A 25,913-nucleotide genomic window follows, 5' to 3' on the forward strand; every position below is an offset into this window, starting at 1 on the left:
TAAGTATAAATTCACTCCCCTATGCTCTCTACTAACTCTGAACTAATTCTCATTGTTGACGATACTCCAACCAACTTACATCCCATCTCCGACATATTGGTTGAGGAAGGGTTTGAAGTAGCGATCGCCACTAGTGGTGAGGGGATGTTTAAGCAATTGCAGTGGCATTTACCCGATTTAATTTTATTAGATGTCAAAATGCCAGCTATGGATGGATTTGAGGTCTGTCAGCGATTAAAGACCATGGAAAGAGTTAAGGATATTCCCATTATCTTTATGACGGGGCTATCGGATAATGACAATAAATCTAAAGGATTTGAATTAGGTGCAGTCGATTACATCACCAAACCTTTCCAAGAGAAAGAAGTACTAGCCAGAATTAAAAATCATTTACAACTGCGGCGCTTAACCAAAAATTTGGAGGAGCAAGTTAGCCATCGCACGATGGAACTAGAGCTAGCCAATCAGCAGCTTGCCCAAAAACAAATAGAACTAGAACGCGCCAACCGTGAGCTAGAAACCTTAAATACCAGTTTGGAACAACAGGTACAGGAACAAACCCAACAACTACGCCAGAATGAGCGGCAATTACGTCTGTTTGTCGAACATACACCCGTAGGGGTGGCAATGTTCGATCGCCACATGAATTATTTAGTGGCTAGCCAACGCTGGATTAATGATTATCAACTAGAGCCGCAGATTATTGGCAAATGTCATTATGACGTTTTTCCTAATGGTCACGATTATTGGCGGGAAGTACATCAAAGATGTTTGCAAGGCAATATAGAACGTAATGAAAAGGAGCTTTATATAAGTGCTGATGGTAGTCAAGAATGGGTACGTTGGGAAATTCGTCCTTGGTATGACGATGCAGATAGTATCGGCGGCATTATTATTTTTGGTGAAATTATTAGCGATCGCATTCGTACTGAGATAGCCCTGCAAGAAAGCGAAGAACGTTATCGACTACTGTCAGAAGTGAGTCCCGTGGGTATCTTTTTCAGCGATACTCGTGGAAATTGCACCTATGGCAATGAGAAAACTCAGCAAATCGCAGGAATAACCCTAGGAGAAGATCTCCGAAACAACTGGGTTAAAAATATACATCCTGAAGATCGCGACCATGTCAATAAGGCTTGGAATAATTTTGTCGAACTATCGAATCTTGGCTGTGATACTGAATATGAAGTCGAGCATCGTTATCTCTATCCTGATGGTTCAATTAAGTGGACAATTGGTCAAGCAGTTCCCGAACGCAATAGCAATGGTGAGCTAGTTGGATTTATTGGTTCCGTCGTTGATATTACAAATCTCAAACAAATCGAGGATACTTTACGGCAAGTTGAAGCTAAACAACGCGCTTTGATCAATGCTTTACCTGATTTGATTATGCGAGTTAATCGAGAGGGAATATACCTTGATTTCATCCCCACCAATACCTTTCAAATATTGGCAAATGACCATGGTCTGATTGGTTTCCCAATTACAGAAAAATTTCCTGCTGATCTGGCAGCAAAACGGATGGAGGCAATTCACGAGGTTCTCCGCACTAGAGAAATGCTCATTTACGAGCAAGAGCTTTACTTTGATGGTAAGGCGCAAACTGAGGAATGTCGTGTAGTGGCTTGTGGTGAAGATGACGTGCTGATCGTGGTACGCGATATTAGCGATCGCAAACAATCCGAGGCAGCTCTCAATGCCAGCCAAAAGATCACCGAAACAAGATCGCAACAGGTGTACTCACTATTGAACAACATCCCCCATATTGCATGGCTCAAAGATCTAGATGGTCATTTTTTGGCAGTTAACGAGCCATTGGCTAACTCCTGCGGCTACGAAGCTACTCAATTAGTTGGGATGACCGACCTAGATATCTGGCCGCAGGAGTTAGCAGAACTCTATCGCAGTGACGATCTCGAGGTCATGCAGTCGAGGAAACGTAAACAGGTTGAGGAAAAACTAGTTGCATCGGATGGTAGAACAATATGGATTGAGACATTTAAAGCTCCAGTTATGAATGAAGCCAATGAGTCCATTGGAACGGCTGGCATTGCCATTGACATTACTGAGCGCAAACAAGCAGAATTAGCCCTACAGAGCTTGATGCAGGGTACGGCTTCTGTCACTGGCAAAGAATTTTTTCCTGAACTAGTTAAACAAATTGCGATCGCCCTTGATGTCTCCCATGTTTTTATTGCCCAAAAAGTTGGGGAAGAACTAGAAACCTTAGCATGGTATGCCACCGATCAGATTCAACCTAATCTCATTTACCAAATTTCCCACACCCCCTGTGAACTAGCCCTCAACGAGGATGTCTATTATTGTAATGACATCAAACAAGCTTTTCCCGACAATGATAAGTGGAACAGTATGAATGTTAATAGCTACATGGGGGTAGCACTCCACAACACTATCGGTGAAGCAATTGGAGTATTATTTACGCTCAATTCTCAACAGGTAGCCAATCCTCAACGCGCAGAAATGCTACTGCGTATTTTCGGGGCAAGAGCGATCGCCGAACTAGAAAGGATGCAGGCATTAGAAAATCTGCAAACAATGAATGAGGAACTAGAGCGTCGGGTACAGGAACGGACAAAGGAGCTATCCCAAACGCGGAATTTCCTCGAAGCAATTATTGAAAATTTACCAGTAGCTTTATTTGTAAAAAGTGGCAAAGAAGAGAGATTTGGCGAGTTTTTACTATGGAATCGAACCAGCGAAATTATGTTTGGCTGCACTAAGGAGCAAGCTATTGGCAAGTCAGTTTATGACTTTTTCCCTAAGGAACAATCTGATTTCTTTAATGCAAAAGATCGTACTTCTTTTCTACTTGGTCAAACAGAGGATATCCCTGAAGAACCAATTGACAGCCTGACCCTTGGCAGAAGGATCTTACATACGATCAAAGTTCCTATTTTTGATGAGCAGGGTGAACCTGATTATTTAATCTGTATTTCTGAAGACATTACCGATCGCAAACTAGCAGAACAAGACCTAAAGGCTGAAAGGTTACGTTTACAAATTGCCCTAGAAGTCGCCGAAATGGGTACTTGGGAAGCGAATATGGATAGAGGCTACTGGTCACCCAGAACCGAAGCAATTTTTGGCTATGCTCCTACAACATTTCCCGGTGATCGCGAATCGTTCCTTAAATTAGTCTATGCCGAAGATCAAGAACGAGTATTTAATGCCCTTACCCATAGCTTTACCACCCAAGAACCCTACAATGTTGAATATCGCATTAACCATGTCAGCGGAGAGATTCGATGGGTCGCCGTAAATGGGAAAGTAGTCCAGAGTGAAGATGGCAATGGATTACGGATTATTGGAGTTGCCCTTGATATCACCGAGCGCAAACAGGCTGAATATGATCGACAGCAAGTAGACCTTGCACTTAGAGAATCCCAGAATTTTCTTCAAACAGTAATTGATACCTTTCCCCTCATCGTTTTTTGGAAAGATCGTCAATCCGTTTATTTAGGCTGCAACCAAAAATCTGCGATCGCCTGTGGACTAAACTCCCCCTCTGAGATCATCGGCAAGACTGACTATGATATGCCTTGGGCAAAAACAGAAGCCGCAAACTATCGCGCCGATGATCTGCAAGTCATGGAATCAGGTCAAGCCAAACTCGGGATCATTGAAACTCAGTTACGAGCAGATGGCTCAATGTCTTGGATTGAAACTAACAAATTACCCCTATATAACCTTAATGGAGAAATAATTGGTTTGTTAGGTACATATCAAGATATTAGCGATCGCAAGCAAACAGAGATTGTCTTAAGACAGTACGAACGAATGGTAGAGATTTCCCCCGATGGAATGGCACTAATTAACCAAGACTATACCTATCTTTTAGTCAATCAAACCTATTTGAGACAAAACGAACGAGAATGGGACAATACAGTCGGACATTCAATGCAGGAGGTCATGGGTAAATATACATTTCAAACAATTGTTAAACCCAAAATTGATCGATGTCTTGCTGGTGAGACCATTGATTATGGCGATTGGTTCTATTTTAAAAAGGCAGGTAATCGCTTTGTCAGTGTGACCTATTATCCTTATTTTGAAGTCGATGGCACAATTACAGGAGTGGTGATCAGTAACCGTGATGTGACTGAGCGGCGCGAAGCAGAAGTATCCCTACGAGATAGTGAAGAACGCTTACGACTTGCCCTGACAGCAGCTAACCAAGGACTTTATGATCTAAATCCCCAAACTGGTGTAGCCATTGTTAGTAGCGAATATGCCACTATGTTGGGATACAATCCTAATGATTTTCAAGAGACTCATGAAAAGTGGCTCGAACGAATTCATCCCGATGATTTAGAGCGAGTTGTGGAAACTCATCGTTCTTATATTAATGGAGAAATTCCCAATTATAAAGTTGAATTTCGTCAACGTACTAAAACTGGTGATTGGAAATGGATTCTCTCCCTTGGCAAAGTAGTGGAATGGGATCAAGATCAAAAACCTCTGCGGATGTTAGGAACTAATACTGATATTAGCGATCGCAAACTCGCCGAAAAAAGTCTTCAGGAGGAAAGACTACGCCTACAGCTAGCCCTAGATGCTGCGAGAATGGGAAGTTGGGGCTGTAATATCCAGACAGAAGAGATATTTTGGTCAGATCGCGCTCAAGAGATCTTTGGCTTTGTTCCAGGTACTTTCCCTGGCGATCGCGCGACCTTTCTCTCGATGGTACATCCTGATGACTATGACCGTCTCATACAGACGATCAATAGAACCTTTGAAACAGGTGACTCCTATCAAATTGAGTACCGTATTCGACGACTAGATGGAGAAATCTGTTGGATTGCCGTATGGGGCATCATTCACCAAAATACAACCCTTGGCGATCGCCAATTAATCGGTGTAGTTGAAGATATTAGCAATCGTAAGCGGGCAGAACTCGAACGGGATCAGCTATTACAAAACATGTCCCAACTAAATAGTGAACTTGAGCAAGCAAATCAACAGTTAGAGGAATATTCACAAACCCTTGAACAACGTGTAGAAGAACGCACTAAAGAACTGCAAGCTGCTCAAGAGCGAATTATTGCCCAAGAAAAACTTGCATCCTTGGGTACTCTCACCGCAGGAATTGCCCATGAACTCCGCAACCCTCTCAATTTTGTCAAAAATTATGCCGAAGGTTCCATCGAACTTACCCAAGATCTACTAGATATCTTGCAACCAATCATTCAATCCCAAACATCTGACAACAGCGAACTCATTGAAAACCTCATCACTGATTTACAGGAAAATGCCACTACCATCCGTCTCCATAGTCAACGTGCCGACAAGATTATTACGAGCATGATGCAACATGCCCGTACCGATAATAATCAGGCAAATATCCAGTCAACATCCCTCCATGACCTACTCAATGAAGCTGTAAAACTAGCCTGTCATAGCAAATGGCTGCAAGATAGTACCTTCAAAGTAACGATTAATACTAACTATTCCGCAGATGTAGGCATGATTGAAGCTATTCCTAACCACTTAATTAGAGCTTTTATTAACTTAGTTGACAATGCCTGTGATGCCATGCGTTCTAAAAAGCGGGATTTATCATCAAACCCCAATCCTTCTGACACAGTATATATACCAACTCTAACAGTTGCCACCCAACTAATCGGAGAAACAGTAGAAATTCGCATGCGTGACAATGGTTGCGGTATTGCCCCCCATATTCAGACTAGAATTCTTGATCCCTTCTTCACCACTAAACCACCTGGTGCAGGCACAGGACTGGGGCTATCTCTCACCCACGATATCATTGTTAAACAACATAAAGGAACCATGATGATTAATAGTAATATCGGTGAATTCACAGAAATTGTGGTCACAATACCTATAGCCATGTTAACTAAATAAGTTTAAATAAGTTAGGTTGGATATTAATCTAAGCACTTAAAATCATTTGCAGAAGTTTTTATTTTGCCGTAGGCAAAATAAAAATACTAATAACTTTGCTGTGATTTTTTGCTGTAATTTTTATCTCTTTTTGTATAGCTATGGTCGTTAGGAAAAAAGCAGAGTTGCGGCGCATTGCACCATAACTTTATCCTAGATTCTAAATTGGCTATAGCTATAAACGAGTATGCACTCATTTATAGCTATAGTTATTGTTATGGGCGGGATCGTTCAGAATTAGTCTTTACTGGAATCATGAAAAACTCAAATAAGTCAAATCTAATTTTAGTGGTCGATGATGAAGCTGAAATTCAAAGACTAATGCTGCAAAGGTTTAGGAAAAAGATTCAGTCGGGGGAACTTGCTTTCCAGTTTGCACAGAATGGTGTGGATGCAATCCAGATTTTAAGAGATTCCCATGAGATCAGTGTCGTACTCACCGATATCAGAATGCCAGAAATGGACGGTCTAACCCTACTATCTAACTTAGCGGAGTTCGATCGCCCCCTTAAGGCAGTTGTGGTTTCCGCCTATGGAGATATGAAAAATATTCGGACAGCAATGAACTGGGGAGCCTTTGATTTTGTAACCAAGCCAATTGATTTTGCAGACCTCGAAATTACTCTCAATAAAACCTTAGCCTTTGTCAACAATTTACAGGAGAAAGAGCAAAAGCTCCAGGAAGCCCTTAACACATTACATAACTTAGTATTTTATGACCAGTTAACAGGTATGCCCAATCGTAATGGGCTAATTAAATATATTGCTAAGAGTATTGTCCTCAAACAAACTAGAGGCGATGCCTTTGCGCTATTGATACTTGATATAGAACGTTATGCAATTATTAAATCAGGATTTGGACATGCTCTGAGCGATCGCCTTTTGATTGAAGTAGCCAAGCGACTAGAGCAATGGAACGTCAATTCTAAAGTAGTTGCTCGGCTAGATAATAATGAATTAGCGGTTTTATTACAGGATTTAGAAAGCCCTGCTAGTCTAACCAAATATATTAAACAGCTACATCAACTATTTGAGGTTCCTATTCAGCTAGATGAGATTAGTATTTCTTCTTTAATTCATGTAGGGGTAGCATCGAGTGATCTTCCTTACGATCAACCCGAAGATATTCTCAGGGCAGCTGATACTGCCATTCATTATGCTAAACAAGCGGTAGGAACTCGAACTGTTTTTTTTGATACGAATATGCAGCAGAAAGCTCTCCAAAGACTCAATTTGGAAGTAAATCTGCAAGAAGCAATTAAACTTCAGAATTTAGAAGTTCACTATCAGCCAATTTTTCAGTTAAAGACATCTCAGTTGATTGGGTTTGAAGCCTTGGTACGATGGCAACATCCAACGCAGGAGTGGCTCTCCCCTCTAAAATTCATTCCCTTAGCAGAAGAGACTGGACTGATTGTACGTTTAGGCAATTGGGTTCTCAGAGAAGCTTGTTTGCAATTGCAAAGATGGCAAAAATTATTTGGCAATGCTTGCCCTACAAGGATTAGCGTTAATCTTTCAAGCTTACAATTAGTCAGTCCTACACTCCTACAAAATATTGATCAAACTCTCAGTGATACTGGTCTTAGTGGCGAGAATTTAATTTTGGAGATTACAGAAACGGTATTAATGGAAAATATCCAAGAAGCAGTTGAAGTCCTCCAACATTTACGAGACAGATGCATTGGATTATCAATTGATGATTTTGGTACAGGATATTCTTCCCTCTCTTATCTACAATCTTTACCTCTAACTGCTTTAAAAATTGATCGCTCTTTTATTCAGAATATTGAATCTAACCAGACCAATCTAGAAATCACTTCCACAATTATTGAACTAGCTAAACGCTTAGGACTAAAAGTAGTAGCAGAGGGACTAGAAAAAGAAATTCATGTGGATATTTTACGTTCACTTAACTGTGATTACGGACAGGGTTTTTTATTTTCTCGACCAATTCCTGCTGATGAGGCTACTAAATTAATTGCGGAACAATTGCGATAAAACCTAAGAGATGAGTAGCGGCGCTTCGCGCCGCTACTCATCTCTTAGGTTTTAATTGATAGTTATGACTAACAGTTGCGATAACATAAGCAATTACATGCGTATTTTTAGCTTGTCATATGCTCATAACTAGCGATGTCTCTCCTACAATTACTCTGGCGATCCAAATTGGCACAGTAGTAATTTGGCTTGGTCTAGTATTTCTAGCTTCAGAGATCCTGCATCGTCTCAAACAAGATCCTGAAGTAGTTCGCAAAGTTGTGCATATTGGGACGGGCAATGTACTGCTCATTGCATGGTGGTTACATATCCCCACATGGTTATGTATTACAGCAGGTGTAACATTTAGCGCGATCGCCCTAGCATCTCACCGCATTAATATTTTGCCGATGCTCGATGATGTGGGGCGCAAAACCTATGGGGTGTTTTACTACGCGCTTAGTATCACAATTTTAGTAACTCTGCTCTGGGAGAACTATCCTCAATATGCAGTAATCGGCGTGATGGTGATGTCTTGGGGGGATGGGATGGCAGCACTAATTGGTAAAAGATTTGGTACACATATCTTTGTGCATTTGGGCAATAAACGTAGTTATGAAGGCTCCTTTGCCATGTTTGCCACAAGCTTGATCGTAATTCTTGGTATTTTTGGTATTACTCACGGTATTCGCCCTAGCGATCTGGGTGTTGCCATACCTGTTGCCGCGATCGCGGCTTTACTCGAAGCCTATTCCCCCGGAGGCACAGATAATCTCTCAGTTCCCTTATCTAGTGCTGCTTTAAGTTATGTCCTGCAATCATTTTTGTGATGCTGTCACAAAAATAGCGTCTTCGAGCCAATAGTCTTTCATGTCACTGAATTTTTTCTCTTGAATTCCGTATAGGGGATTCGCCACAGTTATTTTTTCCTTAACGGGGTCGATCGCCAATAACGCGATCGCATGTTGAATTCTGGTACCTGATACTGGCTCCATCACATGCAAAACTGCCATTTGTTTGCGCTTTACTAAATCTGCGATCGTCAGATTCCGTTCATACTGAGGTGCAAGCCCCAATTTCTCCATTGCTTGAATTTCTGAGAGGATATTAGTGCCTTGGCGACTGGTTCCTGCAAGCTTAACAACATCCAACTCTGTAGTGTCTAGTGCAGAATTGAACTGGCGTGACAACGTCGCAATTGTAGCGGCAGCACAACTATAGGGAGTTGTTTGCAATACTATTCCCTTTAAAATTCGAGGAGATTCAATCAAATCAGTAATTGGCAAATTTTGATAAATCAACAACAGCACTGATGAAATACTTATGACTAGAAAAAGAATTAACTGCTGTAGTCGCTGTCGGTCTTTCCAAGCAGGTATTTCTAGCAAAAGCATTAGTCCTATACAAAAGATACAGATGAGCAAAATACCTTGCCATGCATAAGCTCCCAGATAAAGTGAAATAAAAGCAGGAACCCAAGGAATATTTCTGCCAGATGTCATCAAAATGGCGAGCAATGTAATGATTCCAAGAGTGATGCAACTAATTAAGTAAACTTGCTTTTGATGCTGCTGCAAAGCATTGTTGGCAGTTAGACCTTTTTGGGCTAAATATCTACCAAAGTATGCGCCTACCAAGAAAGATATACAAATAGCGATCTGTAAAAACATTAGTTCATTAATGTCAGGATTTCCAAGCCCTAAAATTACTTTTGAGCGCATGAAGTGACAATATTTCTAAACCCAGAGGGGATAGACTTACTGTTCTGCATTTCTAGATCTATTTTTTTGAATTCGCCATAAGTATAGGCTTTTTGAATTTCGGTAATTGAGCATGAGCAGAGCTTTTCGACAACTTTAATGTCTACCTTTTTGCCTTTCGCACCACTTAGGCAACCCTCTGTAAAGGCTTTAACATCTCTTTCAGGATAGACGTGACTAGCGTCTTGTTGTAGATCTGAGCTAAAGCGCCCCACAAAGCTGATTAGAGCTAAAATCAAGCTTGATACGATTACCCACCGACTAAAGACGGCTTTCCAATAAGGAATACTGCGCCCTTTAATGAAGTAGTAAATAGTCCCAATAATCAACATCAGCAACAGTGGACTGATCAGGGTTCCCACTAAATAACCGATTTTATAAGGGGTCATATTTAAAACTCCTAAAATAAAAAAGCAATCACGGAATATCTTAGTTGACTAAGTTTCCGCAATTGCGATCGCGATTAGAAAATTGATAATTGTTTTAATTTTGCCTACGGCAAAATTAAAACAATTAGTCTACCAACGTAGCAAGTTAAATTGCTCCATATCCACAGTGTCGCGGCTGCGATAGATCGAGAGAACGATCGCTAGACCTACGGCAGCTTCCGCAGCAGCGATCGAAATTACGAAAATTGTAAATACTTGACCACGAATACTGGCGGAATCTAAGAAATTAGAAAAAGCCATCAAATTCAAGTTCACAGCATTGAGCATTAATTCCACAGACATTAATACGCGCACTGCGTTACGGCTAGTAATTAAGCCATAAATGCCAATGCAAAATAGAGCCGCAGCAATAATCAAAAAAGGTTCTAAAGTCATATCTGTTTACTATCAATTGCAATTAGGGCGTTGATGATTTATTTAGAAGCAACAAGTTGCTCTTTTGGCTTTTCTAACAATTCGAGAGACTCCTCAGAATCCGCCTGAGATTTAACGGTATCGGGAATAAACTCGCGACGGGCAAGGACGATCGCACCAATTAGAGCAACTAATAACAATACCGAAGCTAATTCAAAGGGTAGTAGATAGTCACTAAAGAAATGCTGACCAATAACGACCATTGTTGATGGAAGTTTCGCGATCGTCGGGGTAATTGCCCAATTAGTCGAAGTAACTGTCACTCCTAAAAGTGCAAACAAGCCCAAACAAACAACGCCTGTGACTACACTGCGTAAAGCCCCATACTTCACATCTTGGTAATCTTGGCGCTTATTGACCAACATGATCGCAAACAGGATCAAGATATTGACCGCCCCAACATAGATTAAAACCTGCGCCGCCGCTACAAAATCAGCATTGAGCAACAAATACAATCCCGCCACGCTGATAAAAGTAGCACCGAGTAAAAATGCTGCGTAAACGATATTTTGCAATAGCACCACACCCATTGCCGAAGCGGTTAGCATGGCAGCTAACACCACTAGAGATACGGTTTGTGAACCATCACCTAAACCAATATTGTTCATTCTAAATTTCCTTTACTAGTCCTAATCTTAAAACCAGACAAAACGATGCATCGCATCGTTTTGTAAAGTTATTTTTGCTCCGAAGCCGCTTCAGCAATTTCTTCAGGGCGGAGACCTGCACGTTTAGCGGTATGTGGTACTTCATGCCCCTCGATGACACCCTTAGGCAAATAAGCCAATTCGCGAATTGGAGTCACTAAAGGATCGTCAGTGACCTTGGTGGGCATCCGTCCGAGGGCGACGCTATCAAAGTTTAATTCGTGGCGATCGAAGGTAGATAGGTCATATTCTTCTGTCATCGACAGTGCATTAGTGGGGCAGTATTCCACACAGTTACCACAGAAAATACATACTCCAAAGTCAATACTGTAACTCTTGAGTTCTTTTTTCTTGATTTCAGTATTAAATTTCCAATCCACTACAGGCAAGTTAATCGGACATACGCGCACACAGACTTCGCAGGAAATACACTTATCAAATTCAAAGTGAATCCGTCCACGAAAGCGCTCAGAAGGAATCAATTTTTCGTAAGGATACTGCACTGTAATCGGACGGCGACGCATATGGTCAAAAGTTACCGACATCCCTTGACCGATATATTTCGCCGCTTGTACCGCTTCTTTGGTGTATTCACCAACTTTATTTAGAAATTTCAGCATGGTGTTTTGATTGTTGTAGAAAATTTTGAATTAGGGCTTTTAGGTATGGGCTTTTAGCTTTTAGCTATTGGCTGTTAGCTTTTTTAATTAGGTTTAGAGCAGTCAACAACCTAAATCTAAAAAGTCAACTGGTAGCAAAAGCTAAGCGCTAAAAGCTAAAAGCTAAAAGCTAACAGCTATCCGCCAAACGCAAAGGGAAAAGCTAGTTTCAATGCTGCGGTAATTAGTAAATTCGCTAAGCCAATGGGCAAGAGGAATTTCCAACCTAGATCTAGCAATTGGTCGATCCGCACGCGGGGAACTGTCCAACGTAGGAGGATCGCAAAGAAGATAAAGGCATAGGTTTTGACAAGGGTTGAAGTTAAACCAATGAAGGCGGCGATAACTTGCCACCAAGCTGTATTTGCTTGAATTCCTAAAGCATCGCTAATTTTGTCAATGGGGAAGGGCAATTCCCAACCACCGAGGTAAAGGATGGAAGCAAGTAATCCTGCTAGCAACAGGTTGGCGTAGGAACCACCATAGAAGAAGGCAAATCTGATTCCTGAATATTCAGTTTGATAACCAGCAACTAGTTCTTCTTCGGCTTCTGGTAAGTCAAAGGGTAGGCGTTCGCATTCTGCAAGAGCGGCAATGATAAAGATGACAAAGCCAATTGGTTGCCGCCAAATATTCCATGACAGAATCCCGTACTCGGCTTGCTGATTAACGATATCAATGGTGCTGAGTCCATTGGTCATCAAGGCGATCGCTAATACAGCCAGTGCTAACGGAATTTCATAACTGATCGACTGCGCGGCAGCACGTAAACCACCAAGCAGCGAGTATTTGTTATTTGAAGAGTAACCTGCCATCAGCAAGCCAATGGGGGCAACGCTGGAAATGGCAATGATAAAGAATACGCCTGTGCCAATGTCAGAAATAATTAAGTTCTGACCAAAGGGGATGACTAGATAACATAAAAAGACGGAGATGAAAACTAAAGCGGGTCCAATCGTATAGAGCAGAGGATCGGCTTTAGCGGGGATTGTGCCTTGCTTGATTAACAGCTTGCCCACGTCTGCGAGGGGGATCAGCAATCCAAAAGGTCCTGCATATTCGGGACCAATCCGTTGTTGGGCGGCGGCGGAGATTTTACGCTCTAGCCATGTGCAGACGAGTGCGCCCACAGTTACACCTAAAACCATTACTGCCATTGGCAATAACATCCAAATTACTTTGGCGACATCGGCAGGTAAGCCCAGCCCTGTCAGGATTTCAATTAAAGATCTTTGTAAATCAATTCCACCGTACATTAGCGATCGACCTCACCCATAATAATGTCCACACTTCCTAAAATCGCCATGATGTCGGCGATCTTCATGCCCCGCACTAGTTCGGGCAAGATTTGCAAATTGATAAATCCGGGTGGACGAATCTTGAAACGCCAAGGAAAGACGCTATCTTCGCCAATAATATAGACACCGAGTTCACCCTTGGGCGCTTCAACACGAACATAATGCTCACCCGAGGCAACTTTGAAGGTAGGAGATGGCTTTTTGCTGATGAACTGATAATCTAGGGAGTTCCATTCACTCTTAGGTCCTGCGAGAACTCGTTGTGCTTCGAGGTTTTCGTAAGATCCACCGGGAATCTGCTTGAGACATTGCAGCACCATCTTTGTGGATTCACGCATTTCTCGAACACGCACTAGGTAACGGGCTAGACAGTCGCCGCCAGTTTCCCACTGCACATTCCAGTCGAGTTCGTCGTAGAGTTCGTAATGATCGACTTTGCGTAAATCTAGCTTTACACCTGAACCGCGTAACATGGGTCCTGATAAGCCCCAACTGATGGCTTCGTCACGGGTGATTGTGCCTAATCCTTCGACCCGTTTGCGGAAAATGGGGTTATTAGTAATTAATTTTTCGTATTCGTCAATGACGGGAAGAAAGTAGTTACAAAAGTCTTCGCATTTTTCGTTCCAGCCGTAGGGTAGGTCGGCGGCAACTCCCCCAATGCGGAAATAGTTGTGCATCATCCGCATCCCTGTTGCTGCCTCGAACAGGTCATAGATCATTTCCCGTTCGCGGAAAACGTAGAAAAATGGGGTTTGTGCGCCGATGTCTGCAACGAATGTGCCGAGCCACAGGAGGTGAGAGGCGATGCGGCTCAGTTCTAGCATGATCATGCGAATGTAGCTGGCACGTCTTGGCACTGGCACGTTGGCTAGCTTTTCGGGGGCATTGACGGTGATTGCCTCGGTAAACATGGTCGCGAGGTAATCCCATCGGGTCACGTAGGGGAGATATTGAATAATCGTGCGACTTTCGGCGATTTTTTCCATCGAGCGATGCAAGTACCCTAGTACTGGTTCGCAATCGACTACGTTTTCGCCATCGAGCGTGACGATAAGTCTAAGTACGCCGTGCATGGATGGGTGGTGAGGTCCCATATTTATGACCATGCGTTCGGCTTTGGTTTCAATCATCACCATGATTTGCGATCGCCTCTTTACTCTGTAAACTGTTGCTCTGGTTAGTAGTGCTAGTTTTTACTAGTTAAGATGTACTGTGCTAGGCACGGCACATCCCAAATCTTTGCTATTTTAAGCCACTGCTTGAGCGTTTGCTTTAGCAAATGACTCTATTAGTTATGTTATTTAAGTAGATATACCTTGATGGTTCTCAGTATATCGCCATGTTGAGGCGGGAATATGTGTTAGACACTAGCAAATCTATAATTTTCCCCATAGTTTATCTTGTTGTTTTGATAGATATTAATCTATGATTCTACAAAAAACCATCGTCAAACAATTATAATAAATCTATGGCGTAAAAGCTATGGTAAGTATCATCAAATTCCTCATGCCAGCCCTTAAGCAACAGTCTAAAACTTGGCAATTTATCGAAATCTAGATTGATCCCGTCCTTTTTTGCCGAAAGTTTTGATTGAGACTGGGCGATCGCTGATTTGATGATTTTTTCTAGAGCACTTCCTTACAATAGATCTCAAAGTTGCTTGGCGGAGTAAAGATGATGACTGCTTATACAATCAATCTCGATCCGATTGTGAAACTGACCAGAGAGCAGTTTTACGAGCTATGTGCGGCAAACCCTGAACTTAAACTAGAGCGCAATGCGAATGGAGAACTCGTAATTATGTCCCCCACTGGCGGCGAAACTAGCTCTTGGAATTCTGATCTAAATACTGATCTAAATATCTGGAATCGTCAGGAACGACTTGGTAAAGTTTTTGATTCTTCTGGGGGATTTTCTTTGCCTAGAGGTAGCGATCGCTCGCCTGATGCGGCATGGATACCTATTGAAAAATGGAACGCGCTTAGTCCTGAACAACGCAAGAAGTTTTTGCCACTATGCCCAGACTTTGTGATTGAGCTTTTGTCGCCAACGGATTCATGGATTAAGGGTTTGGCGAAGATGCAGGAATATCAAGATAATGGCTGTCGTCTAGGTTGGCTGATCGATCCTGAAAGTAAGCGTGTGGCGATTTATCGCTTAGGTCAACCTGTAGAAATTCTTGAAACACCTGTAAGTTTGTCTGGAGAAAATGTGTTATCAGGATTTGTACTGAATTTAGAAAATATCTGGTCATCTTGATAAAGCTGCATAGCAAGTCAAAGCCCAAATAAGTGAAGGCGGCACGAAGTGCCGCCTTCACTTATTTGGGCTTGTCCTAAGCAAAGCAATCTAATCCAACTGGTAATCATTGAAAAAAGCAATAGGGGCAGATCGTCAAAGGATATAGAATAAACCTAGTCAAAACCACAGCAAGGAGTTTCAAGAAAATATGCAGCCAATCATTTTTCCAGGTTCAGCAGTGCGGGTTGTAAATGAGGGTGACACCTATTACGGATTTCAAGGTCAAGTACAGCGTGTGACGGATGGTCGAGTTGCCGTGATTTTTGGTGGTGGTAACTGGGAAAAGATTGTGTCATTTCGCGCTAATGAGTTAGAACTGATCGATACAACTGTTAGTTCTAAAGCTAAGAAAAAATAATATAAGAAATATTTGAAAGTGCGGCTTTGCCGAGCTTTCAAACATTTCTCTGGGTTTCAAGTCATCGCAAAGTGATGTGTCTATAGATATATGACAGATGGTACGAAGATTAATCCCTCCTCATCGCTAGATAATTAAAATCTAAAAAACTTACTTTTAGATTTGTATGAGATCCACAATTAAGCGTATGCTCAATTGTGGATTTGATATTGAGCAAGGATATTGTGCAGTTGCCGTGACAAATTCACCGACTCCAGATAAATCAATCAGTAAACCTTCGGGTAATTCGCAACAAGCGGATCATCCTCTGTTGACTTTGCTCGTGCGTGGTGCAGTTTTAGGTGTAGGCGCGATCGCAGGAATTGTCACTGGCTTAGCGATCGCCATTGTGCGTCCAGATTTAGTATGGCAACCCTCATTTAACTTTTTAAATTATAAGAAGCAGCAATTTACGCTCTCATCAGAGGCTTTGTTCGATGTAGATAAGGCAAGCATCCGCCCCGAAAGTTTTCGTTTGCTCGATGAGGTGGCGGCGCAATTACCTCTAGACAAAGGTAAGCGGGTAAGAATTAATGGACATATGGATGCGGCTACGGGGAACGCTCTCACTCTTTCTTATTTGCGTGCTTCGGCGGTTAGAGATTATTTGGCTAGACTGCGTGGTGAGCAAAACTACTATTGGATGGTGATTGGTTATGGAGCAACCCGTCCTCTGGCTAGTAGTGCTGGTGAAGGCAATAGCAAAAGTAATCGCCGCATCGAGATTTTTGTAGATGATTAGATATGCAGATCACTTTTCTCGGTACTAGTTCGGGGGTTCCCACTCGCGGACGCAATGTCTCTAGTGTGGCAGTGCGTTTACCTCAACGTGCTGAGGTATGGCTGCTCGACTGCGGCGAAGCAACCCAACATCAGTTACTCAGAAGCGATGTAAAAATCAGCCAAATCACCAAAATTTTCATAACGCATATGCATGGTGATCACATTTTTGGTTTACCGGGGCTATTAGCTAGTTGTGGCATGGCAGGCAATGTTAGCCATATTGATATTTATGGTCCATCGGGATTGGGGGAATATCTCGACGCTTGTTTACGCTATAGCGAGACAAGACTCTCCTATTCGATCAAAGTGCATCGAGTGAAGACGGGGATAGTCTGCGAGGATTCCGAATTTTATGTAATGGCTGCCCCCCTCAAGCATAAGGTAACGGCTCATGGTTATCGGTTGGTAGAACGCGATCGCGCAGGTAAGTTTGATGTCGATAAGGCGATCGCGATGAATATTCCCGCAGGTCCAATTTTTGGTGAATTGAAACAGGGCAAAATTGTCACGCTGCCCGATGGTCGCAAAATCGATGGTAAGGAATTCTGCGGCGCTCCTCAGATTGGGCGAAAGATTGCCTATTGTACGGATACGATTTTTTGTGATAGCTCGGTGGATCTGGCACAAAATGCTGATGTTCTAATCCATGAGACTACTTTCGCTCATCAGGATTCCGATATGGCTTTTCAGCGTTTGCACTCCACTAGTACGATGGCGGCTCAAGTAGCACTTTTGGCGAATGTGAAGCAATTAATCATGACCCATTTCAGTCCCCGCTATGCCCCCGGCAATGCGATTCTATTGGAAGATCTAGTCAATGAGGCAAGGATGATTTTTGCGAATACAATTCCTGCCCATGATTTTATGACCTACGAAATATCTCCTTCTCATTCATCCTAAAAACTGCCATGTGATTTTAATCGCGTTCTCTCTCTATACACAAATTAATCCCTCAATATGCAGTAAAAGCGATCGCCCCTAATCAAAATAAACAACCAGCGATCGCCCCTTCATCTCCCCACCACAAAGCGATCGCCTCTAATCAAATATCCACATCTAATTGAAGTTACTAACTGCTAAATGTTCAGCAAGAGAGGTTTGGACAATTGTTTGTGGTGTTACTCCTAAACGTTTGGCTTCTTGATTAATTAGCTCAATCATCCAAATAGGTAACTCTATGCTAAGCCTTTTTTGAGCAGCTAAGGGACGTTTAGCTTGAGATAGATCGAGCATTTCGATAATATCTTCTTCCCCATCCTCGAATTTTTGATCAAAGTCTTTAGCGTTCATAAAGGGCAACCTCTTGTGTGCGTGATCGGCGGACAGATATGATCCGAATATTTTGATCGCGGTAGGTGATAACTCCAGACCAATGTTTATTATTTATTTTACCAATAACTACAAATCGCGGTTCATCTTGAATTCTACTAGGGATTTCTAGCAAATTTGGATCGTTCCATAGTTTTTGAGCTTCAACAAAGTCAATTCCATGTTTAGCAAAATTAGATTGACTCTTATTTTCATCATATTCAAAGTTCCTCATGGTTCATCTTCAAATAATTACAAACATTAGGTTTTGAACCATATCACGAACTGCCCCTAATCAAAATCAACAACTAGCGATCGTCCATTCATCTCCCTCAACAAACAGCGATCACCCCTAACCCAATATCAATAAACAGCGATCGCCCCTTTCATCTTCTCTCCACAAAGCGATCACCCTAATCAAAATCAATAAACAGCGATCGCATATCCTCTCAGTTAATGTCCACGACTAGGTTTACAGTCAACAAAACTTATGGCTTCTGTATCCAAAAAACTCGCAATCGCCATTTCAAGAGTTGCTTCAATTGGATAGTCTATCTCTTTGGCACGATTAATGATAGCTGTTCTAATTCTTTCAGGCAGAAGTTTTAAAATAACCTCGGCATCTTTGGATGAGATTCGCTCTACCATTTCTACTTGCATAAATTTACTACTCCATTGGGATTTGGACGTTGTATGGAGGCTCAGTAGCTCGAAGAATAATTGCCTCTAGCTCCAATAGTAACGCAGGATTTCTTGAGTATGGGATTATTTGTACAGCAATACGCACATCTTTATCTTTGTATTTATCAAGCCATGCCCACAGAAGGGTATGTGGATTTCTCCGAATGAAGGTGCGAAATTCTGGTTGTCAGTACTCACCGAAATTCACAACCGTGGGGTCAAAGATATTTTGATTGCCTGTGTCGATGGCTTGACTGGTTTCCCTAATGCGATTGAGACGGTATTTCCTAAAACTCAGGTGCAGTTATGCATTGTCCACATGGTCAGAAACTCGGTCGCTTTTGTACCTTGGCAACAACGCAAGCAAGTTTGTGCTGACCTCAAGGCTATTTATAGCGCGGCGACGGAATCGGAGGCTGAGTTTAATCTCGAACTCTTTGCTGAAAAGTGGGACAAGCAATATCCATCAATCTCCAAGTCTTGGCGCAGTCATTGGGCAAACATTATCCCCTTCTTTGCTTTCCCGACCGAGATTCGCAGGGCGATTTATACCACCAATGCGATTGAGTCGATGAACAGTAGTTTGCGGAAGGTGATTAAATCCCAACAGATTTTTCCCTCTGATGATGCTGCTTTCAAGCTCGTTTATTTAGCAATGCGGAATATCTCGAAGAAGTGGACGATGCCGATTCGCGATTGGAAACCTGCACTTCATCGCTTTGCCATCCTCTTTGAGGATCGTCTCCATATCTAGCTTCTAGACTTTACACATTTTACTTGACAGTCTCAATTCTGATAAAGTGGTAAACCATGCGATCGCAGGTTTATGACCCCTCAAAACATCGATCAGAATATCAGTATCTAAAACATACATAAAATCACTTTATAAATGTTGGCGATGTTCTGCTGCATGACGAATTTGACGCGCATATTCTTGACTATCCTTAATCTCAGGACGCGAGTTAATTAGTCCTTCACTTTGCCAATAGCTCACTAATTCTGCACCAGATCTAGGCAGATTCTCAGAAGATTTTCTAACAGCCAGAAGTTGCAGAATATATTCTGGTAAAGATAAACTAATTTTCCCTGCTTCCACAGATAGCTCTTGTTCCAATTCTTGAGGTAAATCTAAAGAAATTGTCATAGTCTTAATTTGGGGATTTGGCATTGCTGTCTATTAATATAGCAAACAACAAAGAAGCCCCACATCGCAGGGCTTCTTTGTTGTTAAAGCTCAGTAACGAGCGCTGTTAGGTGCTGTATGATGAAACTCTGGACTTGGCACTGCTTGATGTTGTTGAAATCAACAACACGAATGAAAATTGTTTTTAGAAATTATTTTACTTAGATTCTTCTTTGAGACCAGTAATACCCATAACTGCGAAGGTTGATGCACCTGTTACTTTTATGCCAATAATTACCCAAAAGGAGATTGGTTGATCTACTCGCGTAATCGGATTGCTTTGAGGCTTTGCAACAATCTGCCCAGTCATCAATTCGTAAATGACTACGCCAAATATTATGACCGATCCGATGAGTTGCCAACCACTTACACTTATCTTTCGATTCATGTGCTCTTTCACTATCCAGAACCTTTGATTTCTAACCATAAAACAAAAAAGCCCCGCATTGCGGGGCTTTTTTGTTTGTTAAAGCTTAGTAACGAGCGCTGTTAGGCTTGTGTACGATGAAGCTTTGGACTTGGCACTGCTTGATGTTGTCGAAAGCTACAACGCGGATGAAAGAACCAGGGTAGCTAGAACGGCAAGCTTGAACTTCGCTCAAAACTTCTTGAGGAGTTCTGGCGTTGAACAAAGGCAACTTCCAAAGAGTCCAGTAGTGGATCGCAGGATCGGAATCTTCGTTAAATTCGATCGCAGGATAGAAACCTTGCTTCAAGGTGTACTCGATTTGACGAGTGATTTGAGCATCGCTCAAAGGGGGAAGGTAGGAAAGAGTTTCGTAACGACGCTCTTTTGGTAAAGTTTGCATTATTTCCTCGCGATTGAAATTAAATTGCTATTGATTTGGGCTATTGATTTGCTTCCGTAGAAGCGCGATCGCCATCAACATCTGAGTCTGCAACTGCTTCGGGAGGATTACTGAGACTAGGTTCTGCAATAGGTTTCTTAGTTTCTATATCAGAATCTAGATTCTCACATTCTGCATATCCTTCAGAAGCCTGAACGCTCATGATGCGCTCAAAATGCCGACGACGAAGCTGCATATTTGATTGTTGAATACCTGTACGGGTCATTTCTGGCAAAAAATCTAAAATCTCATTTGCTAGATGTTCTCGCACAGTCATCACTCGAAAAGCCATTTCTTGATGAACTTCAAATAAGTCTTTGATATAAAGCTCGCCATTCTGGAGTCTTTCGCGCGTCGAGAATTGGTTAAACCAAAGAGCCTTTAACTTATCAGTTTCCTCCAATTGCTCGGCAATAGTCTTAACAGCCTCGAAGGTCAAAAAATTGATCAACATATTGGCTGTGGACTTAGTACTGCGCTTAATATCCATAGGCTGAATTCACCAAGAATTATTACTATATTGTTTCGTAACACGAAACAATATAGTAATGGAGCTAATCGATTAGAGAGTATCCATTGCTTCAAACTCGAACTTGATTTCCTTCCAAAGTTCAAGAGCAGCATTCAATTCAGGAGACCAACGACCAGCTTCACGGAGGATGTCGCCACCTTCACGCATCATGTCGCGACCTTCGTTACGAGCTTGGATACAAGCTTCGAGAGCAACACGGTTAGCGGTTGCACCAGGAGCAGCACCCCATGGGTGACCCAAAGTACCACCACCGAACTGTAAGCAAGAATCATCGCCGAAGATTTCAACGAGCGCAGGCATGTGCCATACGTGGATACCACCCGAAGCAACGGGAAGTACACCAGGCATAGAAGCCCAATCTTGAGTGAAGTAGATACCACGATCGCGATCAAGTTCGATGTGGTCTTCACGCATTAGGTCAACAAAGCCCATGGTGATGCCCTTTTCGCCTTCGAGCTTACCAACAACGGTTCCAGAGTGGAGGTGATCACCACCAGACATACGAAGACACTTAGCCAAAACGCGGAAGTGAATCCCGTGAGTCTTTTGACGGTCGATAACAGCGTGCATAGCGCGGTGAATGTGCAAGAGCAAGCCATTGTCACGGCAGTACTTAGCAAGAGAGGTATTAGCTGTGAAACCACCAGTCAAGAAGTCATGCATGATGATTGGTGTGCCAATTTCCTTAGCGAAAGCTGCACGTTCCATCATTTGCTCAGATGTAGGCGCAGTTACGTTGAGGTAGTGACCCTTGATTTCGCCAGTTTCAGCTTGTGCTTTTTCGATTGCTTCTTGTACAAACAGGAAGCGATCACGCCAGCGCATGAAAGGCTGAGAGTTAATGTTTTCGTCGTCTTTGGTGAAGTCTAGACCGCCGCGTAAGCACTCATATACTGCACGACCGTAGTTCTTCGCAGAAAGACCTAATTTAGGCTTAATGGTACAGCCGAGAAGAGGACGACCGTACTTGTTCAACTTGTCGCGCTCAACTTGGATACCGTGAGGAGGTCCTTGGAATGTCTTTAGGTATGCGATGGGTACGCGGATGTCTTCTAGACGAAGTGCGCGGAGAGCTTTGAAACCGAACACGTTACCAACCAATGAGGTGAGCAAGTTGGTTACAGAGCCTTCTTCAAACAAATCTAGAGGATATGCGATGTAAGCAATATATTGATTGTCTTCGTTAGGTACTGGCTCGACATCATAGCAGCGACCTTTGTAGCGATCGAGGTCGGTCAACAAGTCTGTCCATACAGTAGTCCATGTACCAGTAGAAGATTCTGCGGCAACTGCTGCTGCTGCTTCTTCGGGAGGTACGCCTGGTTGAGGCACGAAGCGGAAAGCTGCGAGAAGGTCAGTATCTCTGGGTGTGTAATCGGGGGTATAGTACTTTAGTTTATAGTCCTGAACACCAGCGTCGTACCCAGCCTTGGCTTTAGACTGTGTTTTTGAGTAAGACATTAATATCTCCTTACTAGAGTTAAATTGAGAATCGTTTAAATTTCCACCATTCGTCCTATGGCAGTTTGCTCCCGTGAGAGTGCGTAAGGCAAAAATCATGCCTCAAGACTCAAAACGATGATTGACAGTAATCAAGACTGAAAGGCAAGCTTTGGAACTGAAAAATGAGAAAAATTTTTGGTTCTATGCGTCACTGAGTCTTAAAACTGGGTTGCCCGCAAACTGCACGGGGCGCTGCAAAAAAACTTAAGAGGCAGAGTCCAAGAGTCAAATCAGATATCTCTTTATTTGGCTTTTTGGCGCTGGCTCCTTGGTGGAACATTTTTTGCTTTATATAAGTTAATCCTATCAGGAATTCTTCGTGTGAAGCCCTTGAGTGATGTCTTTAATTTAAACATAAAGTGCGTATCTACATTTACTTTTTTTTGAAAAATTTTTTTTAAAAAGCACCTTTTTTGGTTATAAATTCATATAAAAAATTTATATCACTCTAATAAGCTAGATATATCCTCTAGTACTTGTTTGCAATTGTTTTAGTTAGATCTAGTTGCTCAAACTCTTGCCAGCCAAATGCTTGGGCAACAATATGCCAGTCAATTTATATTAATAAAACTAAGTATCTATTCTTTAAATTTTTGGATCAACTGGCACACTGTTAGCCTAAAAATGTTATGAATAGACGGCAATTTTAACAGTATTAAAACAATATTAGAAATCCTAATAGCAGATATATAAATAGAAAATCAATCAATTTTGATTGGGCTTTGTTATCAAGTTAGCTGTCGATTTAAATAGAGTATTTCTACTCATTGCTATTATTGCCAAACTCAGAAGTGGGCGGAGTGACTCCCTAGCGTTTAGCGGATTTGCTGATTCAGCCATGACAACAGTACTTGCTCTAGGGTGTGATTATTTTTGTGCATTTCCTGTTTGACCCATTGAGCGATCGCGTCAATAGCGGAGAAACTTTCGCCTGCCTTCCATTTGACATCAATGCCCATAGAGGTGAGGTGAGTGCCTTCGAGGGTTTGCAGGCTTACGGTTTTGGGGAATTTCTGCTTGAGGAGATCTGCAAGGCTGAAAATCTCGTCAATATCATCGTCAATAAATTTAATGAGTAAATTATGGGTGGTTTGGTAATTGGCGCTAACTAGCTGCTCGGTTTCCTTGGGTGTGGGGGTGAACTCCATTGATGACATTTCAGGGATAGTGTTGGAGAGTTCTTTAAAAAAAGGAATCGAGCGATCGGCGCTGTAGTTGTTGTAGGCAATGTACATATTGCCTGCACGGGTGGGTTTATACAGACTATTAATTAGTAAATGGATTTTGCAACCCATGCTATGCCCCATGCCAAACACAGGGAAATAGTCGAGAAATAGTTTGCTGCGTGCCTTGCGAAAGGACGTATGAACATCACGGGCAATTTGGCGATGGTCAAAGGTGTTATTGAGAAAGGGAGTAGCCACGATCGCATAGTTATTTTGAGCAAGTTGCTCTAGCACACGGCTATAGGCAACCTGTGGGGCGGCTGCAAAAAATGCGCCGCCGAGAAAGTGAATTACACCTTTGGGTTTGGCTGGAGTCAAAACCCAATTTTCTTCAACCTGCTTCCATTGCATTGGCTTAGCTACTATTTGTGTTTTACACTTCTTTACATCTCTCCTATCTTAACCTGAGTTAGATAACGCGATTTGTGCCGCGTTTTTGATATCTCTTTGGGCGGCACAAATCGCGGAAAATGACGTTATCTTAATCAATTCATCTATGGAATCAAATATTTTTACGTCGCTGATCTTGCCGATCGCGCTAGGAACGATGATGCTTGGTATGGGTTTATCGCTTGTGCCAGAAGACTTTCAGCGAGTGGGAAAATATCCAAAAGCTGTCGCAATTGGGTTAATCAGTCAGTTGGTGGTGTTGCCTTTAATTGGGTTGGCGATCGCTAAGCTTGTGCCGATGCAACCTGCGATCGCTACGGGTTTGATGATATTGGCGTTATGCCCGGGGGGAGTTTCCTCAAACTTGGTTACATTTTTAGCGAAAGGTGATGTAGCCCTGAGTGTGACCTTAACGGCTTTAAGCAGTCTGATTACGATATTTACGATTCCTATTTTTGCGAATTTGGCTAGCCAACATTTCTTTGGGCAAGGTGCGGCGGTTGAGTTGCCCATCGGGACGACAATTGGACAAATTTTTGTGATTACCTTTTTACCGATCGCGATCGGCATGAGTATGCGTCAGTTTGCGCCGAACCTATCGGCAAAGTTAGAAAAAGTAACCAGCATCTCGGCTGCCGTACTATTGGCAGTAATTATTTTGTTGTTGATCGTCAAAGAATGGAGTCGGTTGCCAGATTTTATTGTCCAAGTTGGGGTTGGGGTGTTGCTGTTGAATATCCTTTCGATGGCGGCAGGATTCTATTTGAGCAAATTTTTTCAGCTTAACCCCAAGCAACAAATCTGTATCAGTATTGAGGTGGGTTTGCAAAATGGAACTCTCGCGATCGCGATTACCGCAGGATTACTGAATAATCCAGATATGGCGGTTCCTGCGGCAGTTTATAGCCTATTGATGTATGTGACGGGCTGTTTAGCGATCGGTTATGGTCGCAAGTTGGCTGAAACATAAAAAAGGGGGCGCAATGCGCCCCCTTTTTTACTCACGATTAGGCTTGTCGGTGGCTCGATTTAGCAACCATAGTGAGGTGACTAAACCGACAAAGTGGGCAAAGATAATATTGAAACTGGCTTGAATGATTTGAAAGTCGAGGGGCTGAATGGTCAGATTAAAATTTCCTGCGCCTGCAAATACGCCCTGTTGTGATCGCAGGGTTAGTGCACCCACAATTGAAGCGGCTCCGATCAAAGTAATCAACATCCCCAATAAGTTAATGATGATGCCAATTTTGATTTGAAATACGGTTTGGCTTTTGGTGGGGCGATCGGGCGATCGCAACTTGTTCGCCATTCGGGTATAACGAAAATTCCAGAAAATACTTGCACCGAGTACCGCTATACCTGCCCATGCAAAACTCAGTCCCGGAAGGGTAGCAGGGTTGCTATCTGCACCTGTAGGCGTATTTGTCGTTGGTGCTTTTAATAAAACAAGTTGCAGCAAGACTAGCGCAGAAACTACGCATAAAACAACCTGTGTCCAAAAAGATGCCCAACCCCAGCGCCGAAAGGCTAAAACGACACGCAACACATTTGGGGACACATCGCTGTTATCTTCTTCTTTCTTAGCGCTTTTTAGTTCTCTGGGCATAGGTGTTAAGTAAAAACTAGTTA

25 protein-coding genes and 2 pseudogenes are annotated in these 25,913 nt (G+C 42.4%); 9 read left to right on the forward strand and 18 right to left on the reverse strand.

What is annotated here, in order from left to right:
- Positions 1–21: 21 nt before the first annotated feature.
- The 3 genes from NMG48_RS06210 (at position 22) to NMG48_RS06220 (ending at position 8,732) form a co-directional block, all read left to right on the forward strand.
- Positions 22–5,883: a PAS domain S-box protein gene (locus tag NMG48_RS06210; RefSeq protein WP_271254442.1), complete on the forward strand. Its 5,862-nt coding sequence runs from the start codon at positions 22–24 to the stop codon at positions 5,881–5,883.
- Positions 5,884–6,177: 294 nt separating this feature from the next.
- The gene (locus tag NMG48_RS06215; RefSeq protein WP_271254443.1) at positions 6,178–7,923 is read left to right on the forward strand and encodes a putative bifunctional diguanylate cyclase/phosphodiesterase; all 1,746 of its coding nucleotides are present in this window, start codon (positions 6,178–6,180) and stop codon (positions 7,921–7,923) included.
- Positions 7,924–8,042: 119 nt separating this feature from the next.
- Positions 8,043–8,732, forward strand: coding sequence for a diacylglycerol/polyprenol kinase family protein (locus NMG48_RS06220; protein WP_271254444.1), 690 nt, complete (start codon positions 8,043–8,045; stop codon positions 8,730–8,732).
- Here the strand turns inward: NMG48_RS06220 and NMG48_RS06225 are convergent.
- The 7 genes from NMG48_RS06225 to NMG48_RS06255 all read right to left on the reverse strand — a co-directional run bounded on the left by NMG48_RS06225 (position 8,721) and on the right by NMG48_RS06255 (position 14,268).
- Positions 8,721–9,623: a cysteine peptidase family C39 domain-containing protein gene (locus tag NMG48_RS06225; RefSeq protein WP_271254445.1), complete on the reverse strand. Its 903-nt coding sequence runs from the start codon at positions 9,621–9,623 to the stop codon at positions 8,721–8,723. The genes NMG48_RS06220 and NMG48_RS06225 overlap by 12 nt on opposite strands.
- Positions 9,608–10,051 carry a hypothetical protein gene (locus NMG48_RS06230; protein ID WP_271254446.1) on the reverse strand — a complete coding sequence of 148 codons (444 nt, stop codon included), beginning with the start codon at positions 10,049–10,051 and terminating at the stop codon, positions 9,608–9,610. The genes NMG48_RS06225 and NMG48_RS06230 overlap by 16 nt, the downstream gene beginning before the upstream one ends.
- Before the next feature lie 129 nt (positions 10,052–10,180).
- Complete coding sequence (gene nuoK / locus NMG48_RS06235) at positions 10,181–10,486, reverse strand: NADH-quinone oxidoreductase subunit NuoK (RefSeq protein ID WP_126389084.1); 306 nt, start codon at positions 10,484–10,486, stop codon at positions 10,181–10,183.
- A gap of 38 nt (positions 10,487–10,524) precedes the next feature.
- Positions 10,525–11,133, reverse strand: coding sequence for an NADH-quinone oxidoreductase subunit J (locus NMG48_RS06240; protein ID WP_169363456.1), 609 nt, complete (start codon positions 11,131–11,133; stop codon positions 10,525–10,527).
- A gap of 68 nt (positions 11,134–11,201) precedes the next feature.
- Positions 11,202–11,789 (reverse strand): NAD(P)H-quinone oxidoreductase subunit I, encoded by a 588-nt coding sequence (gene ndhI, locus NMG48_RS06245; RefSeq protein ID WP_271255250.1) that lies wholly within the window; start codon positions 11,787–11,789, stop codon positions 11,202–11,204.
- 179 nt (positions 11,790–11,968) lie between these two features.
- The gene (gene nuoH, locus NMG48_RS06250; protein WP_271254447.1) at positions 11,969–13,087 is read right to left on the reverse strand and encodes an NADH-quinone oxidoreductase subunit NuoH; all 1,119 of its coding nucleotides are present in this window, start codon (positions 13,085–13,087) and stop codon (positions 11,969–11,971) included.
- The gene (locus NMG48_RS06255; protein WP_169363454.1) at positions 13,087–14,268 is read right to left on the reverse strand and encodes an NAD(P)H-quinone oxidoreductase subunit H; all 1,182 of its coding nucleotides are present in this window, start codon (positions 14,266–14,268) and stop codon (positions 13,087–13,089) included. The genes nuoH and NMG48_RS06255 overlap by 1 nt, the downstream gene beginning before the upstream one ends.
- A 541-nt stretch (positions 14,269–14,809) precedes the next feature.
- Between NMG48_RS06255 and NMG48_RS06260 the strand changes: the two genes are divergently transcribed.
- The 4 genes from NMG48_RS06260 to NMG48_RS06275 all read left to right on the forward strand — a co-directional run bounded on the left by NMG48_RS06260 (position 14,810) and on the right by NMG48_RS06275 (position 17,513).
- Positions 14,810–15,391, forward strand: coding sequence for a Uma2 family endonuclease (locus NMG48_RS06260; RefSeq protein ID WP_271255251.1), 582 nt, complete (start codon positions 14,810–14,812; stop codon positions 15,389–15,391).
- Positions 15,392–15,590: 199 nt separating this feature from the next.
- A complete protein-coding gene (locus tag NMG48_RS06265; RefSeq protein WP_126390442.1) occupies positions 15,591–15,791 on the forward strand; it encodes an NAD(P)H dehydrogenase subunit NdhS in 201 nt (66 codons plus the stop codon).
- A 166-nt stretch (positions 15,792–15,957) separates the two neighbouring features.
- Positions 15,958–16,572, forward strand: coding sequence for an OmpA family protein (locus tag NMG48_RS06270; protein WP_271254448.1), 615 nt, complete (start codon positions 15,958–15,960; stop codon positions 16,570–16,572).
- Positions 16,573–16,574: 2 nt separating this feature from the next.
- On the forward strand, positions 16,575–17,513 hold the full coding sequence (locus NMG48_RS06275; protein WP_271254449.1) for a ribonuclease Z: 939 nt from the start codon (positions 16,575–16,577) through the stop codon (positions 17,511–17,513).
- 156 nt (positions 17,514–17,669) lie between these two features.
- On the opposite strand, the gene brnA is transcribed toward NMG48_RS06275, so the two are convergent.
- The 4 genes and pseudogenes from brnA to NMG48_RS21655 form a co-directional block, all read right to left on the reverse strand.
- On the reverse strand, positions 17,670–17,903 hold the full coding sequence (brnA, locus tag NMG48_RS06280; protein WP_271254450.1) for a type II toxin-antitoxin system BrnA family antitoxin: 234 nt from the start codon (positions 17,901–17,903) through the stop codon (positions 17,670–17,672).
- A complete protein-coding gene (locus tag NMG48_RS06285; RefSeq protein WP_190402923.1) occupies positions 17,893–18,156 on the reverse strand; it encodes a BrnT family toxin in 264 nt (87 codons plus the stop codon). The genes brnA and NMG48_RS06285 overlap by 11 nt, the downstream gene beginning before the upstream one ends.
- A 218-nt stretch (positions 18,157–18,374) precedes the next feature.
- The gene (locus NMG48_RS06290) at positions 18,375–18,581 is read right to left on the reverse strand and encodes a hypothetical protein (RefSeq protein ID WP_271254451.1); all 207 of its coding nucleotides are present in this window, start codon (positions 18,579–18,581) and stop codon (positions 18,375–18,377) included.
- Positions 18,582–18,588: 7 nt separating this feature from the next.
- A pseudogene (locus NMG48_RS21655) lies at positions 18,589–18,744 on the reverse strand (GIY-YIG nuclease family protein); the annotation flags it as partial.
- 3 nt (positions 18,745–18,747) lie between these two features.
- Between NMG48_RS21655 and NMG48_RS06295 the strand changes: the two are divergent.
- A pseudogene (locus tag NMG48_RS06295) lies at positions 18,748–19,356 on the forward strand (IS256 family transposase); the annotation flags it as partial.
- Between the two features lie 129 nt (positions 19,357–19,485).
- On the opposite strand, the gene NMG48_RS06300 reads toward NMG48_RS06295, so the two are convergent.
- The 6 genes from NMG48_RS06300 to NMG48_RS06325 form a co-directional block, all read right to left on the reverse strand.
- Positions 19,486–19,746, reverse strand: coding sequence for a hypothetical protein (locus NMG48_RS06300; protein WP_271254452.1), 261 nt, complete (start codon positions 19,744–19,746; stop codon positions 19,486–19,488).
- A gap of 196 nt (positions 19,747–19,942) precedes the next feature.
- Positions 19,943–20,173 (reverse strand): hypothetical protein, encoded by a 231-nt coding sequence (locus tag NMG48_RS06305; RefSeq protein WP_271254453.1) that lies wholly within the window; start codon positions 20,171–20,173, stop codon positions 19,943–19,945.
- A gap of 85 nt (positions 20,174–20,258) precedes the next feature.
- Positions 20,259–20,594, reverse strand: a complete 336-nt coding sequence (locus tag NMG48_RS06310; protein WP_009626922.1) for a ribulose bisphosphate carboxylase small subunit — start codon at positions 20,592–20,594, stop codon at positions 20,259–20,261.
- A 40-nt stretch (positions 20,595–20,634) separates the two neighbouring features.
- On the reverse strand, positions 20,635–21,123 hold the full coding sequence (locus NMG48_RS06315) for a chaperonin family protein RbcX (protein WP_271254454.1): 489 nt from the start codon (positions 21,121–21,123) through the stop codon (positions 20,635–20,637).
- Positions 21,124–21,195: 72 nt separating this feature from the next.
- A complete protein-coding gene (locus NMG48_RS06320; protein WP_271254455.1) occupies positions 21,196–22,626 on the reverse strand; it encodes a form I ribulose bisphosphate carboxylase large subunit in 1,431 nt (476 codons plus the stop codon).
- A gap of 857 nt (positions 22,627–23,483) precedes the next feature.
- On the reverse strand, positions 23,484–24,245 hold the full coding sequence (locus NMG48_RS06325; protein ID WP_271254456.1) for a DUF1350 family protein: 762 nt from the start codon (positions 24,243–24,245) through the stop codon (positions 23,484–23,486).
- A 145-nt stretch (positions 24,246–24,390) separates the two neighbouring features.
- Between NMG48_RS06325 and NMG48_RS06330 the strand changes: the two genes are divergently transcribed.
- On the forward strand, positions 24,391–25,254 hold the full coding sequence (locus NMG48_RS06330; protein WP_271254457.1) for a bile acid:sodium symporter family protein: 864 nt from the start codon (positions 24,391–24,393) through the stop codon (positions 25,252–25,254).
- Positions 25,255–25,281: 27 nt separating this feature from the next.
- On the opposite strand, the gene NMG48_RS06335 is transcribed toward NMG48_RS06330, so the two are convergent.
- Positions 25,282–25,890: a DUF3611 family protein gene (locus tag NMG48_RS06335; protein ID WP_271254458.1), complete on the reverse strand. Its 609-nt coding sequence runs from the start codon at positions 25,888–25,890 to the stop codon at positions 25,282–25,284.
- Positions 25,891–25,913 lie beyond the last annotated feature (23 nt).

It is taken from the genome of Pseudanabaena sp. Chao 1811 (genome assembly GCF_027942295.1).
GTDB lineage: Bacteria > Cyanobacteriota > Cyanobacteriia > Pseudanabaenales > Pseudanabaenaceae > Pseudanabaena.

Bases quoted from the DNA above. Each gene is read 5' to 3' on its own strand.
- NMG48_RS06210 (WP_271254442.1), top strand. From the start codon at position 22: ATGCTCTCTACTAACTCTGAACTAATTCTCATTGTTGACGATACTCCA.
- NMG48_RS06215 (WP_271254443.1), top strand. From the start codon at position 6,178: ATGAAAAACTCAAATAAGTCAAATCTAATTTTAGTGGTCGATGATGAA.
- NMG48_RS06220 (WP_271254444.1), top strand. From the start codon at position 8,043: ATGCTCATAACTAGCGATGTCTCTCCTACAATTACTCTGGCGATCCAA.
- NMG48_RS06225 (WP_271254445.1), bottom strand. From the start codon at position 9,623: ATGCGCTCAAAAGTAATTTTAGGGCTTGGAAATCCTGACATTAATGAA.
- NMG48_RS06230 (WP_271254446.1), bottom strand. From the start codon at position 10,051: ATGACCCCTTATAAAATCGGTTATTTAGTGGGAACCCTGATCAGTCCA.
- nuoK (WP_126389084.1), bottom strand. From the start codon at position 10,486: ATGACTTTAGAACCTTTTTTGATTATTGCTGCGGCTCTATTTTGCATT.
- NMG48_RS06240 (WP_169363456.1), bottom strand. From the start codon at position 11,133: ATGAACAATATTGGTTTAGGTGATGGTTCACAAACCGTATCTCTAGTG.
- nuoH (WP_271254447.1), bottom strand. From the start codon at position 13,087: ATGTACGGTGGAATTGATTTACAAAGATCTTTAATTGAAATCCTGACA.
- NMG48_RS06255 (WP_169363454.1), bottom strand. From the start codon at position 14,268: ATGGTGATGATTGAAACCAAAGCCGAACGCATGGTCATAAATATGGGA.
- NMG48_RS06260 (WP_271255251.1), top strand. From the start codon at position 14,810: ATGACTGCTTATACAATCAATCTCGATCCGATTGTGAAACTGACCAGA.
- NMG48_RS06270 (WP_271254448.1), top strand. From the start codon at position 15,958: ATGAGATCCACAATTAAGCGTATGCTCAATTGTGGATTTGATATTGAG.
- NMG48_RS06275 (WP_271254449.1), top strand. From the start codon at position 16,575: ATGCAGATCACTTTTCTCGGTACTAGTTCGGGGGTTCCCACTCGCGGA.
- brnA (WP_271254450.1), bottom strand. From the start codon at position 17,903: ATGAACGCTAAAGACTTTGATCAAAAATTCGAGGATGGGGAAGAAGAT.
- NMG48_RS06285 (WP_190402923.1), bottom strand. From the start codon at position 18,156: ATGAGGAACTTTGAATATGATGAAAATAAGAGTCAATCTAATTTTGCT.
- NMG48_RS06290 (WP_271254451.1), bottom strand. From the start codon at position 18,581: ATGCAAGTAGAAATGGTAGAGCGAATCTCATCCAAAGATGCCGAGGTT.
- NMG48_RS06300 (WP_271254452.1), bottom strand. From the start codon at position 19,746: ATGACAATTTCTTTAGATTTACCTCAAGAATTGGAACAAGAGCTATCT.
- NMG48_RS06305 (WP_271254453.1), bottom strand. From the start codon at position 20,173: ATGAATCGAAAGATAAGTGTAAGTGGTTGGCAACTCATCGGATCGGTC.
- NMG48_RS06310 (WP_009626922.1), bottom strand. From the start codon at position 20,594: ATGCAAACTTTACCAAAAGAGCGTCGTTACGAAACTCTTTCCTACCTT.
- NMG48_RS06315 (WP_271254454.1), bottom strand. From the start codon at position 21,123: ATGGATATTAAGCGCAGTACTAAGTCCACAGCCAATATGTTGATCAAT.
- NMG48_RS06320 (WP_271254455.1), bottom strand. From the start codon at position 22,626: ATGTCTTACTCAAAAACACAGTCTAAAGCCAAGGCTGGGTACGACGCT.
- NMG48_RS06325 (WP_271254456.1), bottom strand. From the start codon at position 24,245: ATGCAATGGAAGCAGGTTGAAGAAAATTGGGTTTTGACTCCAGCCAAA.
- NMG48_RS06330 (WP_271254457.1), top strand. From the start codon at position 24,391: ATGGAATCAAATATTTTTACGTCGCTGATCTTGCCGATCGCGCTAGGA.
- NMG48_RS06335 (WP_271254458.1), bottom strand. From the start codon at position 25,890: ATGCCCAGAGAACTAAAAAGCGCTAAGAAAGAAGAAGATAACAGCGAT.